This is a genomic window from Photobacterium damselae subsp. damselae (assembly GCF_038086725.1).
GTDB lineage: Bacteria > Pseudomonadota > Gammaproteobacteria > Enterobacterales > Vibrionaceae > Photobacterium > Photobacterium damselae.
On record NZ_CP146970.1, the window covers coordinates 2274087 to 2290428 of the forward strand.

Here is a 16342-nt window from a genome sequence, read left to right on the forward strand (position 1 = left end):
CACTTTTAGTCGCTCATTCTTTTTGAGCGACTTTTTATTTGTACTATGAGTTTAACCCTTACTAATCAGGAGAGACCCAATATGGAACTGTCAGCATTGACTGCTGTTTCCCCAGTAGATGGCCGCTACGGAAGTAAAACAAGCGTATTACGCAGCATTTTCAGTGAATTTGGTCTGCTAAAATACCGCACCATTGTTGAAATCCGTTGGTTACAAAAATTGGCTGCTACTGACGCTATTGTGGAAGTTCCTGCATTCAGCGCAGAAGCGAACGCATATCTTGATCGTATTGCGGCTGAATTTAGCGAAGAAGATGCACTACGCATTAAAGAAATTGAACGTACAACAAACCACGATGTTAAAGCGGTTGAGTACTTCTTAAAAGAAAAAGTAGCGCAAGTTCCTGAACTGCACGCTGTTAATGAATTCATTCACTTTGCTTGTACTTCTGAAGACATCAACAACCTTTCTCACGCACTGATGCTAACTGAAGCTCGTGAAAAAGTGATGCTACCTGAAGTTCGTAATGTTATTGATGCTATCAAAGACCTTGCAAACCAATTCCGTCACGTACCTATGCTTACTCGTACTCACGGTCAGCCAGCTTCTCCATCAACAATGGGTAAAGAAATGGCAAACGTGGCGTACCGTATGGAGCGTCAATTTAAGCAAATTGCTAATGTTGAGATCCTAGGTAAGATTAACGGTGCTATCGGTAACTATAATGCTCACCTATCCGCTTATCCTGAAATTGACTGGCACCAGTACAGCGAAGAGTTTGTTACCTCTCTTGGCGTAACTTGGAATCCATACACAACTCAGATCGAACCACACGATTACATTGCTGAATTGTTTGATGCATTTGCTCGTTTCAATACTATCTTGCTGGACTTTGACCGTGACGTATGGGGCTATATCGCTCTGGGTCACTTCAAACAAAAAACAGTTGTAGGCGAAATTGGCTCATCAACAATGCCTCACAAAGTTAACCCTATTGACTTTGAAAACTCTGAAGGCAACCTTGGTCTTGCAAATGCCATCTTTGCTCACCTAGCACAAAAGCTACCTGTCTCTCGTTGGCAGCGTGACCTAACTGACTCAACAGTATTACGTAACCTAGGTGTTGGCTGTGGCTATGCAATTATTGCTTACACATCAACATTAAAAGGTATCAGCAAGCTAGAAGTTAACCAAGCAGCATTAGAAGCTGAGTTGGATCGTAACTGGGAAGTGCTAGCAGAACCAATCCAAACGGTAATGCGCCGCTACGGCATCGAAAAACCGTACGAAAAACTAAAAGAACTGACTCGTGGTAAACGTGTTGATAGTGAAGGTATGCGTACTTTCATTGATGGCCTAGAACTACCAGAAGAAGAGAAAGTTCGTCTAAAAGCGATGACTCCTGCAACCTATATTGGTGCAGCTGTTGAGCTAACTGATAAACTGTAAATTATTTCTGCAGTAAAATCCTCTTTAAGCGAGTCAATTTGGCTCGCTTTTTTTGTTTCAATTTTCCGTAAACATCAGAACCACCTTCTCCTCTCCATCTCACCAAAAAGAAATTTTTAAAAATAAAACAATTTAAATCAATAGCCTATCTTAAACATGCATTTTTGGTGCAACTTTGTAATTGACGATTTTATTTTTGAGAGTAAACTTGCATTCAGAATACATGTTTAAGTAATTTTATTAGAGAACCAAAGGATACGACCATGGCTATTCAAGTTAAAAATAATATTCAATGGGTAGGTCAACGCGACTGGGAAGTGCGTGATTTTCATGGTACGGAATACAAAACAACCAAAGGTACAAGTTATAATAGCTATCTAATTCGTGAAGAAAAAACAGTACTTATTGATACTGTTGATCACAAATTTAGTCATGCTTTCCTACAAAACTTAGAACAAGAAATTGATCTAAATGAAATCGACTATGTTGTTATTAACCACGCAGAAGAAGATCATGCGGGGGCGTTATCAGCATTAATGGCTCGAATTCCTGGTACTCCAATTTACTGTACCGCTAATGCTATTGACTCGATTGTTGGTCATCACCATCATCCTGAATGGAACTTTAATGTAGTAAAAACAGGTGATAGCCTTGATATCGGTAACGGCAAATCTCTTGTTTTTGTTGAAACTCCAATGCTGCATTGGCCTGATAGCATGATGACATACATGACTGGCGATGCTGTGCTATTTAGTAATGATGCTTTTGGCCAACATTACTGTGATGAACGCCTATTTAACGATGAAGTCGATCAAACTGAATTAATGGAGCAGTGCTTACGTTATTACGCCAATATCCTAACGCCATTTAGCCCTCTTGTTACGGCTAAAATCCATGAAGTACTCGGCTTTAATCTGCCTGTCTCTATGGTAGCAACCTCTCACGGTGTTATTTGGCGTGAAAACCCAACTCAGATTATTGAGCAATACCTTACTTGGGCAAACGAATACAAAGAAGACAAAATCACGATTTTCTATGACTCCATGTCGAATAATACTCGAATGATGGCAGATGCTATCGCTCAAGGTATTACTGAAACTGATCCAAATGTGAGCGTGAAAATCTTTAATGTTGCTCGCCACGATAAAAATGAAATTCTAGCTCATGTCTTTGGTTCCAAGGGTATTCTTGTTGGTTCTTCTACTATGAACAATGTCATGATGCCAAAAGTTGCAGGTATGCTAGAAGAGATTACCGGCCTACGCTTTAAAGGTAAAAAAGCGGGCGCCTTTGGTAGTTATGGTTGGAACGGTGGTGCAGTTGATCGCATTCATGCTCGTTTAACTGACGCTGGATTCTTTACTACAGTCGGCCTTAAAACAAAATGGCGTCCAGATGGTAAAGCAATCGAAGAGTGTCGTGAACATGGTCGCACAATTGCTCGTGAATGGGCCCTCGCACCTCTTACAGTAAAAACAAAACCAAGCGCAGCACCTGTAACGCCTGCGAAATCAGCACCATTAAATATTCAGCAAGCCACAGCGCCAAGTACTGAATCAAAAATGCAGTGTAGTCCTCAAAAAATTGGCCAGAAAATGCTTTGTACTGTATGCCAATGGGTATATGACCCTGAAATTGGTGAGCCTAACCAAGAGGTGGCACCAGGTACAGCATGGGAAGATGTTCCAGATAGCTTTCTTTGCCCAGAATGTGGCATTGGTAAAGACGTATTTGAACCAATTAATGACTAAATTCTGGCCGAAGAAGGAATAAGTATGTCACACCCTATTATTGTTATTGGTAGCGGTTTTGCCGCTTACCAATGGGTAAAATCTTTTCGTAAGTTAGATCAAGATACTGAAATTACCATTATTACTGCAGATAATGGTGACGATTATTCAAAACCGGATCTTAGTCATGTCTTTTCTCGACAACAACGCGCTACAGATTTGATAAAGCAATCTGCAACTGAATTTGCTCAAGTTAATGGTGTAAAGTTAATCACTAACACCTATGTTACGGCGATTGATCCACAAGCGAAAACAGTCTCAATCGATGATCAGGTTTTAACTTATTCAAATCTAATTTTAGCAACAGGCTCACGAGCATTTGTTCCTCCGTTTGCAGGCAATGCAACAGATGAGATCATTACTCTAAATAGTTTACAAGAGTTTGAACAAGCCCAAGAGCGATTAATAACAGCCAAACGAATCACGGTTCTAGGTGCAGGTTTAATCGGTACTGAAATTGCTATGGATCTTGCAAGTAGTCATAAGCAGGTTACATTATGTGATAAAGCGGCATCGATTCTTCCTGCCATGCTACCGCCATTTTTAGGCTCAGAAGTACAACATACGATGGCGTTAAATGGTGTCGATTTTAAGTTAAATCGTGGAATTTCAGCTATTAATCGACATCATCAAGAAATGCTAGTTGAACTAGATAATGGCGAAGTAATCAGTTCCGATGTTGTTATTGCCGCAATGGGGCTAAGATCAAATACGCAATTGGCACAACAAGCCGGACTAATGGTTAATCATGGTATTGTTGTTAACCAATATATGCAGACATCAGATGCAAATATTTATGCTCTCGGTGATTGTGCAGAGCTTTATGGCAGAGTGAGAGCATTTATTCAACCAACCATGTTGGCTGCCATGGCATTAGCAAAAACATTAGCAGGTACGGCAACACCCGTTCGTTTACCCGCCAGTTTAGTTAAAGCTAAAACACCTTGGATTCCACTAAATTTAGCAGGAAAAACGGTAGGCTCAGAGCTAACATGGGAAATACAGCGAAACAGTGATGGTTATGTTGCAAAAGCATTTCATATTGAAACATCAGAGTTGTCTGGCTTTATTGTTTCTCATGATCAAGCAAAGGCTGCATTCCCTCTGTTGAGGCTGCTTCCTGGCGAAGTTGCATAGCTATAGCTTAATTTAAATTCATTGCTTACATTTCTTTTTTTGGGGAAGATGGACTCTTCCCCTTTTTTATCTCTATCAAATTACGCCTAGTGTATGAAGAAATTTCATCCCCATTGGTGTCAATAACCATATAAAAATCGCACTATTTGCAACAATAGCCATCCATAAGATCAGCTTAAACGGTTGTTTTTGTGATTTATGACGTAGTGTCTGTTGAGCAACAAGAGCCCCAGGCCAACCGCAAGCAAGCTCCATTATATGAAGTGTTTTCTCAGGTATTCGCCACTCTCCACGCACTGCTGCACGTTTGTCTTTCCAATAAAATAAGAAAGTAACTAGAGACATCACACAATAAATAACAAATAAAAATAGCGGTATTTTAAAAAAGAAAACGCTACATAAAACAAAAATTAAAAAGCCAAGTGCCAAAATTACCATCTAGCTATCCTAAACTGCCTATCAAAATCATTCTAATTATTGGTAACTTAACACGATATAAGCTTAAAATTGCCAGCATTTGGTTAAAAATATCTATAACAACTCAACTCATTTTTAATTTCTCATTTACCCCCTCTTTTAATCATTATCTTGTCAGCACATCCCCCCCACCTTACTGAACCTAGCACCTTGAAGTGACTTAGGTATATAATCACGCCAATTTATACCAATATGAAAGACAGCCTTATGTACCAACTGACATTTTCATTCGAAGAGTTTTTAGAAAAATACTGGCAGAAACAACCTGTTATCATTAAAGGTGGCTTCAAAGATTTTGTTGATCCTATCTCTGCCGATGAGCTAGCAGGATTAGCGATGGAAGAAGATATCGACTCTCGCTACGTTGCAAGAGATGGTGACGAATGGGACGTACAACACGGTCCGCTATCTTTTGATAATATGCCAGAAAATAACTGGTCTTTCTTAGTCCAATCAGTGAACTACTGGCACGAAGGTGCGGCTCGTTTAGTTACCCCATTTCGTCAATTACCAGGGTGGCTGCTTGATGACTTAATGATCAGTTACTCGACTCCAGGTGGCGGTGTTGGTCCACATATTGATCAATATGATGTATTTATTACTCAAGGTTCAGGCAAACGTCGTTGGCGTGTAGGCCCTAAAAAAGACGATTATGAAGAAGAATTTCGTCACCCGGCCTTACGTCAAATTAAATCCTTTGAACCTATTATTGATGAAGTAATTGAAGCTGGTGATATTTTATATATTCCACCAGGTTTTCCCCACGATGGCGATACTATTGAAACTGCAATGAGTTTCTCTGTGGGTTTCCGCTCTCCCAAAAAACAAGAATTATTAAGTAGCTTTGCCGATCATATTATTGCGAATGATATTGGTGATGTGCATTATCATAATCCAAATTTACCTGCTCGAAATAATCATGGCGCAATATTAGCAAGTGAACATCAAGATCTTGAAAATATGATGCGCAGCTTACTTGATCATCCAGAATTAATGAAACGTTGGATGGGTGAATATCTCAGTCAGAATAGACATGAATTAGATTTGGTTGCTTGTGACCCTGAATATACTACTGAAGAGCTACAACAACAGTTGTTTAATGGTGAAACATTAGCTCGCTTAGGTGGCTTACGAGCTTTCTACCATGCAGATGAAACACATATCATTTTTATCAATGGTGAAACGTTTGAACTACCAGACTCATTAGATAAAACAGGATTTTTCCTTGCTGATATTGAATCGTTTACCGCGCAAGACCTTGGCGAATACGCGACAAATACTGACTTTATGTCGCTACTCACAACCCTTGTGAATTTAGGCTATTGGTACTTTAAAGACTAATAAGCTTTACTGGGGTGTTAAACACAACACCCCAACATAATCTCTTTATAACCAATCAGTTAAACATAAAAAACACTAAATAATACTAAAATTAAACCAATATAATTGCTTTATCATAATGCAAATAAAACAAAATATTACATGGCCTAAATACGTATTTCTCAAAAGTCTTTAGAATGGATCTTAAGTATTTTTTGCTATAGTCGACAGCGTTTTTCATAAATAGTAAATACGAGTACGTTATGGCTAAAGTACATAAACTGACATTTTTGAATGTAGCAATCCTAATAACGATCTGTATCTCAATCTTTATCGAACTATTAGATATTAATCACCAGGGTTTGTCATTAGCAGTCTATGCCATATTAGCTGTAAACCTGCTAACAAGCCTATTCTTATACTACAAACTAACACCAACCTCTATTTTATTAAAATATCAATTACTTAATGCCGTAAAGAAAAATGAATTATTACCTTACTATCAACCTATTATTGACAGTAAAAATAATACAATTTGTGGCTATGAAGTACTTATTCGCTGGAAAAAAACGGATAATAAGATCATTGAACCTTTAGATTTTATTCCAGAATCAGAACAGAACGGGTTAATCACTCCAATAACTTTTCAATTGATTAGTCAAGTTGCAAAAGATATCAAATCACTACAAGAGTTAAATCAAGGTTTTTCAATTAACCGTTATTTTAGTATTAATGTCAGTGCAACAACTTTAGAAGATGATGAACTCGTTCGATATATCAAAGCCGTATTAGAAGAATATAATATTCCGGGCCAATACTTTGCATTAGAACTCACCGAAAGAACACCAATTAAAAATTTAGAAAACGCCTCAAGAGTGTGCCAAGCATTAAATGCTATTGGAATAAAAATAAAAATTGATGATATAGGTATGGGCTACAATGATGTTACGATTCTTCAAAAATTGTGCGCAACTACCATTAAAGTTGATAAATCCTTTATCGATAAAATAGATAAAGTTGAACAGAAAAACCTTTTAGAATGCCTTGTCATTTTTGCCGATAGAGCCGAAGTAGAAATTATTGCCGAAGGTATTGAAGATAAATCTCAAGCAGAAACCTTAAATTCAATTGGTATTCACTATCATCAAGGATTTCTGTACGGCAAACCACAACCAATAACTAATATCTGTATGGGTTAAACTACTGATGTCAGAAAACAAACACTTACTTGCAAATGCACACAATCATAGTGAAAGCTTTCTTTCAATAAAAAACCAGACATGGCATAAGTTATTGATAATTAGCATTAATTCACTAGCAGTCATTGGTCTTATAGCATTTAATCTTTATCACCAAATTGAATCAAATAAGGCTTATATCGATTCGAATCTTAAACTTGTCAAGTCAAGCCTAATGACATTAGCTTATCGTAATGACCGCTATGCACAGACAGTCACAAACACAGTAAAAGAAACATCTATAATGTCTCAACCAGGCTTAGTTTCTATTTATACTTATCCATCAATGAAAGAATTTGGTTTTAATCGAGGTATTAATCCTGATAACTTATTGAATGGTAGTTTAGTTGGCTCAGGAATACCAACTGAAGATATTTATCATGATACAAACTTATTTCAAATTTTAGATGATTTATGGGCAGAGCAACATCGCCGTAGTATTATGTATAACTACTACTATATATCACATAAAAATAAATATTTTTATTTGTCATCAAAGTATTCCATCCGGGAATTCAATATGACTAAAGATTTTTTTACTACTGATTTTTATTCAGAACAAAAATTGAAGCTAAAAAAAGATACAACCTTAAGAAAGGGATTCTTTTTTACTCATCCTTATCGAGACTTCTTTACTAATGATATGGTAATATCGATAAAATCACCTGTTTTTATGACAGATAACTCTATCATGGGTGATGCTGGTGTTGATATTCCTGTTAAATCTTTAATGAATGCAATAACTCTACCGAGAGATTTTAAACAATACCTCAATATTTATTTGTATGATAAAGGTGAAAATACAGCAATTTCTCTTAATAATGGTGACCGTAGCTACTTACCATGGATTACAATGTCACAAAAAATTAATGATGATTTATCTATTAATGCTGATATATCAGGTCTTTATATTCTATATTTATCTATTCAGGATATATCTCTCATCCTAATTTTGCTTATCATACTAAACTATATGTATAGTTTATTAAAAAAGCATAAAGCTCAAAAGCATGAATATAAAATAGAAGCATATACTGATTCATTAACAGGCTTATATAATCGTAGAATTATAAAAAGCTCCGTTATGCCATTATTACAAGAAACTAAGAATACCCATTCTCCTGTTTCTTTTATTATTATCGATGCTAATGATTTTAAATTAATTAATGATCAATATGGTCATGATGTCGGAGATCTCGCCTTAAAACACATCGCGACTCAAATTTTTAATCTTAGTCGTAATAGTGATATTTGCATTCGATTAGGTGGAGATGAATTCTGTATCGTTTTACCAAATACAACTATCGGTCAAGCCTATATGCTTTAAGTCGTAGATTAGAGTGTTCTGTATTTAAAGAGGATTTTCATCCAGAAAAGATTAAAGCTACAATTACAACTAGTTGCGTCCAATTTGAAGAAAATGAAACATTGGAAGAAGTAATAGCAAGAGCAGATAAAATCTTATATAACAATAAATTACATAAGAAAGAGCGACTTGAAAAATTAAAAGAGCAACTGCTTTAAGTATAGCGACTCTTGTGATTTTCTATTTTTCACTTTTAAACGAATGAGCCCTGTATACAGTAGTTACAGGGCTCATTTCGTTTAATTAGACATTAATGCAAGCAACGGCATGAAAGTCTGAACCTTGTAGTTCGGGCTTAAGTCTTGAGCACTCTTCTGTAGCTTTCGGACATCGAGTTCTAAATACACAACCTGATGGCGGATTCATCGGTGAAGGCAAATCCCCTTCTAGTAACTCGATGTGTTTATTTCGTTCCAATTCAGGATCAGGAATGGGGACGGCAGACATTAACGCTTTGGTGTATGGATGTTTAGGGTCAGCAAAGAGCGCTTCCCCCTCTCCCATTTCTACCGCATTACCTAAATACATCACTAAAACACGGTCAGAAATATGCTTTACCACCGACAAATCATGAGCAATAAAAATTAAGCTCAGACCCATCTCTTGTTGCAGTGATTTTAAAAGATTCACAACTTGAGCTTGAATTGATACATCAAGTGCCGACACGGGTTCATCACAAATGATCATTTTAGGCTTAAGAATTAATGCTCGCGCTATACCAATACGCTGACACTGACCGCCAGAAAACTCATGTGGATAACGGTTAATTACATTAGGAAGTAATCCAACCTTGGCCATCATCTCTTTAACCTGCTGCTTTACTTCATCTTTTGACAGCTCTGGATAAAAGGTTTTGAGCGGCTCTGCAATAATTTCCCCCACCGTCATTCTTGGGTTTAATGATGCAAGCGGATCTTGGAAAATCATTTGAATTTCTTTACGCTTTAAACGCAACTCTTTAGCAGATAATGCCGTTAAATCTTGCCCGAGCCAAACGACCTTACCCTCTGTAGCTTCAACAAGACCAATAATGGCACGAGCAAAGGTTGATTTACCACAGCCCGATTCCCCCACAACGCCTAAGGTTTCGCCTTCAAAGATACGAATGCTGACCCCATCAACCGCTTTTAATTGAGTCGGCTTAGACCAAGGCCATGATGATTTTGCCGCAATACTAAAATGAACCTTTAATTCATCAATATCTAACAATACTTTTTTTTCTGCTAGCATGATGCCACCTCCATTTCAGCAAAACATGCACGTAAACGACCATCTGCAAAAGGGGTCAATATAGGTGCTTCTTGATGACAACGAGCAGACACTCGATGACAACGCTCTTGGTATGGGCAGCCGACAGGTAAATTTAATAAGTTTGGCGGATTACCAGGAATGGTTGGCAGCATTTCCCCTTCAGTATCAAGACGAGGAATCGCTTTCAGTAGCCCTTCTGTATATGGATGGCCCGGTTGATAGAAAATCTCATTGATCTTACCGTATTCCATGGTACGCCCAGCATACATCACAAGGACCTTGTCACAACTTCCGGCAACAACCCCCAAATCATGAGTGATCATAATAATCGAGGTGTTAAAATCTTGTTTAAGATCATTCAATAACTCCATAATTTGAGCTTGAACTGTCACATCAAGAGCGGTTGTTGGCTCATCGGCAATGAGTAGTTTTGGTCGACATAATAGCGCCATGGCAATCATAACTCGTTGACGCATACCACCAGAAAACTCATGAGGATACATGGTTATACGGTTACGCGCTTCGGGAATTTTTACTGCATCAAGCATACGAACCGACTCTTCGAAAGCTTGCTGTTTTGACATTCCCTTATGCAACATTAAGACTTCCATCAGCTGCTCGCTAACCTTCATATAAGGATTTAAGGAAGTCATTGGGTCTTGGAAAATCATCGCAATTTGTTCTGCTCTGATTTTGTTAAGCTCGCGCTCGGGCAAATTTAAAATATTACGACCTTCAAATTCTGCTCGGCCACTGATTTTACCGTTTTTTGCCAATAGACCCATAATAGCGAAAACAGTCTGACTTTTTCCTGAGCCTGATTCACCAACGATGCCTAATGTTTCGCCCTGATTTAGAGAAAAGTTAAGATCATTAACCGCCGTTACGATGCCATCTTGAGTCGTAAACTCAACGCGTAAATCTTTTACATCTAATAAACTCATATTACATCCTTTTACTGAAGTTGATGCTAACTCATTGTTATTGTGTAAATAGCACCAAGATCATTTATTATCCCTAACGATCTTTTGGATCCAACGCATCGCGCAAACCATCACCGACATAGTTAAAACAGAAGAGTGTTACCACCATGAAGGCTGCAGGATAGAGAAGCTGCCAAATGGCCACTTCCATTGTCTGAGACCCTTCTTGTAGCAAAGCCCCCCAACTGGTCATAGGTTCTTGCACCCCAAGGCCTAAGAAACTTAGAAATGACTCAGTTAATATCATCGATGGAACTAACAACGTTGAATAAACTGCAACGATTCCCAGTACATTAGGAACGATATGACGAGTAATAATGCCCCATTTACTCACACCACTAACGTATGCGGCTTCAATAAATTCTTTATTTCGTAATGACAGTGTTTGCCCTCGAACAATACGCGCCATATCAAGCCATGAAATTGCTCCAATCGCGATGAAAATCAACATGATATTACGACCAAAGAAGGTCACGAGCACAATGACAAAGAACATAAACGGAATCGAATATAGTATTTCCAAGATACGCATCATTACTCGGTCAGTTTTACCACCGATAAAACCAGATGTTGCGCCATATAAGGTTCCAAGTAAGACGGCAACAAAAGCACCTAAGATACCGACCATCAGTGAAATTCGACCGCCGACTAACGTTCGAGTGTACAGATCGCGACCTAGGCTATCGGTACCAAAATAGTGGCCTTCAACTCCAAATGATGGCGCTGCATGCAAAGCATACCAATCAGTATCATCAAAAGCATATTGACTGAACATCGGGCCAAAAGAGACCCAAAGAGTAATAACACACAGAATAACTAGAGAAACCATTGCAGCTTTATTGCGCATAAAACGGATTCGAGCATCCTGCCATAAACTGCGACCTTCCACTTCCAGTTGATCCGAAAACTTTTCTAAGGCCTCTACATTATCTTTTTTTACCAGCATCATAATCAGGCTCCTTAGTAACGAATCTTTGGATCGATATAGGCTAAAACAATATCGACAATGGTGTTAAATACGATAGTTAATGTACCGATCAAAATTGTCACACCAAGTACTAAGGAATAATCACGGTTAAACGCGGCATTAACAAATAGCTTTCCAATTCCAGGTAAACCGAAAATGGTTTCAATCACGACCGAACCGGTAATTATGCCGACAAATGCAGGACCCATATAAGAAACAACAGGTAATAGCGCAGGTTTGAGTGCATGTTTAATAATGATATAGGGATAACTTAATCCTTTCGCTCGAGCCGTTCGGATAAAGTTACTATTCAGTGTTTCAATCATGCTACCGCGGGTAATACGAGCAAAGGTTGCCACATAAAGTAGGGCCATACCAAACATCGGCAAAATCATATATTGCCACGAACCATCATTCCAACCACCAGCAGGCAACCATCCCATTGAGATAGAAAAAATGTAAATCAATACAGGGGCAAGAATAAACGATGGCATAACCACCCCTGCCATCGCGGTCGACATAATGAGATAATCAACCCATGTGTTGTGTTTAAGTGCCGCAATGGTCCCAACGGTTACTCCCATCACAACCGCAAAAATAAAGGCCGCAATACCAATCTTTGCTGAAACGGGAAAGGCATCAGCAACCAATTCATTCACCGTAAAGTCTTTATATTTAAAAGAGGGTCCAAAATCGCCTTGAACAATATTGCCTAAATACGTGGTGTATTGTTCAAAAACAGGTTTATCTAACCCATATTTTGCTTCGATATTCGCCATAACTTCCGGAGGTAAAGGTCGATCTGACGAAAAAGGGTTTCCCGGTGCGAATCGCATCAAAAAAAAAGAGATAGTAATTAATACAAGTAAGGTCGGTATGGCCTCAAAAATCCGTTTTGCAATGAACTTAATCATAAACTCAGCCGCTTCAATGTTGTGTTAAAACTCGCTGCCCCATCCTGAGGCAGCGTTATCGTTATAATATTTTTAGGTCGCTATTATTTTGCGATGATATAAAGATCTTTGGAGTAGATATTATCTTCAGGGTTCTTCATCGGATAACCACCTACCTTTGGATTCACCAATCGCGCATTAACATAGTGGTAAATAGGCATAATTGGCATGTCGGTCGCTAATAGACTTTCTGCATTTTTATAAGCTTGAGCTCGACTCTCAATCGAGGCAGCAGCTAATGCATCATCAAGTGCTTTGTCGTACGCTTTGCTGGTGTACTTTGGATAGTTCTGAGAGTGACCATCTCGCATAATCGCTAAGAATGTTGAAGCTTCATTATAATCACCACACCATCCAGCACGCGAAACATCAAAGTTACCTTGGCGCTTACTGTCTAAGTAACTCTTCCACTCTTGGTTTTCAAGATTTGCGGTAACCCCCAATGATTTCTTCCACATCGAGGCAATAGCAACGGCAATCTTCTTATGGTTTTCAGAGGTGTTATACAGCAGATCAAAGGTTAAAGGTTTATCGCCATATCCGGCTTCTTTAAGCAATTCTTTCGCTTTAGCAATACGTTCTTTTTGCGATAAGCTCGAATAATCAGGCAGGTCTACTTCAATGCCGTTAGTGGCAAGAGGGGTAAAGTTGTAAGCAGGAGTTTCACCTTTACCAACAATAAACTTAGCAATGACATCGCGATCAATCGCATAAGACAGCGCTTTACGCACTCGTACATCATCAAATGGTTTACGTGCTGTATTAAATTCATAGTAGTATGAACATAAATATGGCGTTACCTTAACAGCGTCTGGATGCTCTTTTACTAAACGCTTAAAGTGCTCGTTTGGCACCTCATAGGTAAGATCGATTTCACCAGCCAAGAAACGATTCATTGCCGCTACTTGGTTTTCAATCGGCAAGTATGTAACTTTGTTAATGATTGTCTCTTTATTGTCCCAATAGTTTTCATTACGAACAAGTTCGATACGCTCATTGACAACCCATTTATCCAGTTTATAAGCACCGTTAGAGACATAGTTATCAACCGAAGTCCATTTATCACCGTGTGCAGCAACGGTCTTAGCATGAACAGGTTTCATTGAAGTATGCACTAACATTGCCGGGAAATAAGGAACGGCTTTGTCGAGTGTCACTTTTAAAGTGTGAGGGTCAACGGCTTCAACACCCAATGAATCAGGCGCAGCTTTGCCATTAATGATCGCTTCTGCATTATGCATAGTCGTCATTGATAAATACGAAGCATAAGGGGATGCTGTTTTTGGATCGGCAAGACGACGCCAAGTATAGACAAAGTCTTCAGCCGTTACTGGATCACCATTTGACCATTTAGCATCTTGACGAAGATGGAAAGTCCATACTTTATTATCGCTACTCTCCCAAGACGAAGCAGCTCCAGGAACTAGGTTGCCTTTATCATCTTGGTTAATCAGTCCTTCTAAAAGATCTCGGATAATATTTGATTCTGGTACTCCAGAGACTTTCTGCGGATCAAGCGACTCTACTTCTGAGCCATTATTACGCACTAACTCTTGTGAGTCAGCCAATTTAACACCTTCAGGTACTTGCGCTGCTACAACAGAAAAACTACCAGCAGAAACAGCCAAACCTGCGCTCATCCATAGAGCCTGAGTGATTTTATTTTTATACATGCATTTACTCCAAATACATCCTTACGTCCATGATGTTCTTCAGTTGATAGGTCTCGACTCCTACGTTATTGGTCTCTATTTCATCCTCAATAAAGCCAATCAAACCGAAGAATTGCCTATGACATTAACAGGCATTGAAGCAATTAGCCACATTTCCATTACAAAAAGCAGCATTATTCTTAATAAGTGGTAATAATTCAGTAAAAAAAACCAAGCAATTTATAGCCCGTAGACATTTCTTTTAAAAAAGCCAACCAAAAAAGTAAATTCCGCCAAAAAAACTAAATCAAAAGGCATTATTGAATAAAAAACACACAATTATGCATGTAAATAGATAAATTAACTTAAACCATACAATTAATACTGGTTACTGTTAACAATCCATGGCTACTCCTCTATTTCTATATAGATCAATCTATTCATTTTTCAGACAAAATAAAAACGCCCCCACAAACACTTATTTGCAGAGGCGCTTTTGCTACAAAGTCGAATTATTTATTTTCACTATCTAGATTAATTAACTGTTTATCTTCACTTACCGCCTGATCTCGGCGCTCTAACAGTAACTGCTCTTCATCTTGATGATCGTCGCCTATGCCGAGGTCTGACATCATTTGGCGCATTTGTTTATTCGATACACGCTTATGTTTCATTACACACTCCGCTGTCAAATTCACAATCCAACCTATATCTAGGCTCACTAATAACTATGGCACACCAAATCGATTATCGCTAACAAGTTATTAACATCCAATAATACTAACAGAGCTTATCGATAGTGGCTTCAACTGAAATAACAAAATCGAATAACAAATTATGCTATTAGATTAAATTATCCCAAGGACTAAAATTTGAACTTGTTAGCACTCTAAGTTAATTATTCGATCTATTATTTTCATATTGCGAGAATCACTACGTTACGTGGGTTTAGCAATATATATCGCGTTATTACAACTAAAATAGAGAATAACAATGAGACCAGCAGGGTGTATCTCCCGACCAAGTCCTTCTTTTCGTGGACGTCATGGTTATGTACCACCGTCACGAAAACTTAAAGGCGAAGTAAAAGAGCAACAGGTAAAAGAACTGACAAAATAGTGAGACCTTCATCTCTAACAAAAAAATAGCCCCAGTGACATCTTATCTGGGGCTATTTCTTAAGGTAAATACTCAATTTAGTGTTAATGAACAGGAATTTTAGCAATCCACAGTTCATGTTGGTCTCGTACATACTCTCCCTGCTCTACCAATCCTTTTAAGTAAGCTAATCGATGATGACCTTCTAATAAATTAAATGGGGCTTTTAGTATCTTGCCGTTAGAAGCATAAAGGTCACGCTCAAAATCCAAAACGATTGGAGCTACGGGCCAAGTACCTCGCTCAGTCATATTCTGGACCAGCCAACTTCTTTGAAACATAACATTTGTCATTCGTTGTGATAATCGATCTATCACATCCTGACTAGGTGTCTGTACCTTCGCTAAAATATCTTCGGTACTCCAAGTTTCTTTCGTAAACACCATACCGCGAAAATCAAGCCATCCCCAGTTATACATGACCCCTTTCCAATGACGGTACAACCATTGTTCTAATACGTCATCAGGAAAATTTGGTAGCGTCATATGGGCTCGCTGCTTCCAATGATCCAGTGATTCACAATGACGTTCACCAAAACCATCAGGTCCAATTTCATAAAGTAAGCGATCGCTCCTGATCATAATATCACTCCCTTTTTCAT

General features: G+C 38.4%; 15 protein-coding genes. 7 read left to right on the forward strand and 8 right to left on the reverse strand.

What is annotated here, in order from left to right; all coding sequences use genetic code 11:
* The first annotated feature begins 81 nt into the window (after window positions 1-81).
* The 3 genes from purB (at window position 82) to norW (ending at window position 4376) form a co-directional block, all read left to right on the forward strand.
* Window positions 82-1449, forward strand: a complete 1368-nt coding sequence (gene purB, locus WAX86_RS10105) for an adenylosuccinate lyase (protein WP_341488738.1) — start codon at window positions 82-84, stop codon at window positions 1447-1449.
* Between the two features lie 263 nt (window positions 1450-1712).
* Window positions 1713-3200 (forward strand): anaerobic nitric oxide reductase flavorubredoxin, encoded by a 1488-nt coding sequence (norV, locus tag WAX86_RS10110; protein ID WP_148109669.1) that lies wholly within the window; start codon window positions 1713-1715, stop codon window positions 3198-3200.
* Between the two features lie 24 nt (window positions 3201-3224).
* Window positions 3225-4376, forward strand: coding sequence for an NADH:flavorubredoxin reductase NorW (norW, locus tag WAX86_RS10115; protein ID WP_341488739.1), 1152 nt, complete (start codon window positions 3225-3227; stop codon window positions 4374-4376).
* 75 nt (window positions 4377-4451) lie between these two features.
* Here the strand turns inward: norW and WAX86_RS10120 are convergent, their stop codons facing one another.
* Window positions 4452-4814, reverse strand: coding sequence for a DUF1294 domain-containing protein (locus tag WAX86_RS10120; RefSeq protein ID WP_182079278.1), 363 nt, complete (start codon window positions 4812-4814; stop codon window positions 4452-4454).
* A 246-nt stretch (window positions 4815-5060) separates the two neighbouring features.
* Here WAX86_RS10120 and WAX86_RS10125 point away from each other — a divergent pair, with 246 nt between their 5' ends.
* The 3 genes from WAX86_RS10125 (at window position 5061) to WAX86_RS10135 (ending at window position 8738) form a co-directional block, all read left to right on the forward strand.
* A complete protein-coding gene (locus WAX86_RS10125; protein ID WP_154140271.1) occupies window positions 5061-6194 on the forward strand; it encodes a cupin domain-containing protein in 1134 nt (377 codons plus the stop codon).
* Window positions 6195-6436: 242 nt separating this feature from the next.
* Window positions 6437-7372 carry an EAL domain-containing protein gene (locus WAX86_RS10130; protein ID WP_341488740.1) on the forward strand — a complete coding sequence of 312 codons (936 nt, stop codon included), beginning with the start codon at window positions 6437-6439 and terminating at the stop codon, window positions 7370-7372.
* A gap of 7 nt (window positions 7373-7379) precedes the next feature.
* Window positions 7380-8738, forward strand: coding sequence for a GGDEF domain-containing protein (locus WAX86_RS10135; RefSeq protein WP_341488741.1), 1359 nt, complete (start codon window positions 7380-7382; stop codon window positions 8736-8738).
* Between the two features lie 282 nt (window positions 8739-9020).
* Here the strand turns inward: WAX86_RS10135 and oppF are convergent, their stop codons facing one another.
* The 6 genes from oppF to WAX86_RS10165 form a co-directional block, all read right to left on the reverse strand.
* Window positions 9021-10007 (reverse strand): murein tripeptide/oligopeptide ABC transporter ATP binding protein OppF, encoded by a 987-nt coding sequence (gene oppF, locus WAX86_RS10140; RefSeq protein ID WP_341488742.1) that lies wholly within the window; start codon window positions 10005-10007, stop codon window positions 9021-9023.
* Window positions 10001-10972, reverse strand: a complete 972-nt coding sequence (locus WAX86_RS10145; protein ID WP_065172644.1) for an ABC transporter ATP-binding protein — start codon at window positions 10970-10972, stop codon at window positions 10001-10003. Before WAX86_RS10145 ends, oppF begins: the two co-directional genes overlap by 7 nt.
* A gap of 73 nt (window positions 10973-11045) precedes the next feature.
* Window positions 11046-11957 carry an oligopeptide ABC transporter permease OppC gene (oppC, locus tag WAX86_RS10150; protein WP_044177092.1) on the reverse strand — a complete coding sequence of 304 codons (912 nt, stop codon included), beginning with the start codon at window positions 11955-11957 and terminating at the stop codon, window positions 11046-11048.
* 14 nt (window positions 11958-11971) lie between these two features.
* Complete coding sequence (gene oppB / locus WAX86_RS10155) at window positions 11972-12892, reverse strand: oligopeptide ABC transporter permease OppB (protein ID WP_341488743.1); 921 nt, start codon at window positions 12890-12892, stop codon at window positions 11972-11974.
* Window positions 12893-12975: 83 nt separating this feature from the next.
* On the reverse strand, window positions 12976-14604 hold the full coding sequence (locus tag WAX86_RS10160; RefSeq protein ID WP_112162707.1) for an ABC transporter substrate-binding protein: 1629 nt from the start codon (window positions 14602-14604) through the stop codon (window positions 12976-12978).
* 491 nt (window positions 14605-15095) lie between these two features.
* The gene (locus WAX86_RS10165) at window positions 15096-15257 is read right to left on the reverse strand and encodes a hypothetical protein (RefSeq protein WP_005298409.1); all 162 of its coding nucleotides are present in this window, start codon (window positions 15255-15257) and stop codon (window positions 15096-15098) included.
* 319 nt (window positions 15258-15576) lie between these two features.
* Between WAX86_RS10165 and WAX86_RS10170 the strand changes: the two genes are divergently transcribed.
* On the forward strand, window positions 15577-15702 hold the full coding sequence (locus WAX86_RS10170) for a hypothetical protein (RefSeq protein WP_255199442.1): 126 nt from the start codon (window positions 15577-15579) through the stop codon (window positions 15700-15702).
* Between the two features lie 83 nt (window positions 15703-15785).
* Here the strand turns inward: WAX86_RS10170 and WAX86_RS10175 are convergent, their stop codons facing one another.
* On the reverse strand, window positions 15786-16322 hold the full coding sequence (locus WAX86_RS10175; RefSeq protein ID WP_065172673.1) for a hypothetical protein: 537 nt from the start codon (window positions 16320-16322) through the stop codon (window positions 15786-15788).
* Between the last annotated feature and the right edge of the window lie 20 nt (window positions 16323-16342).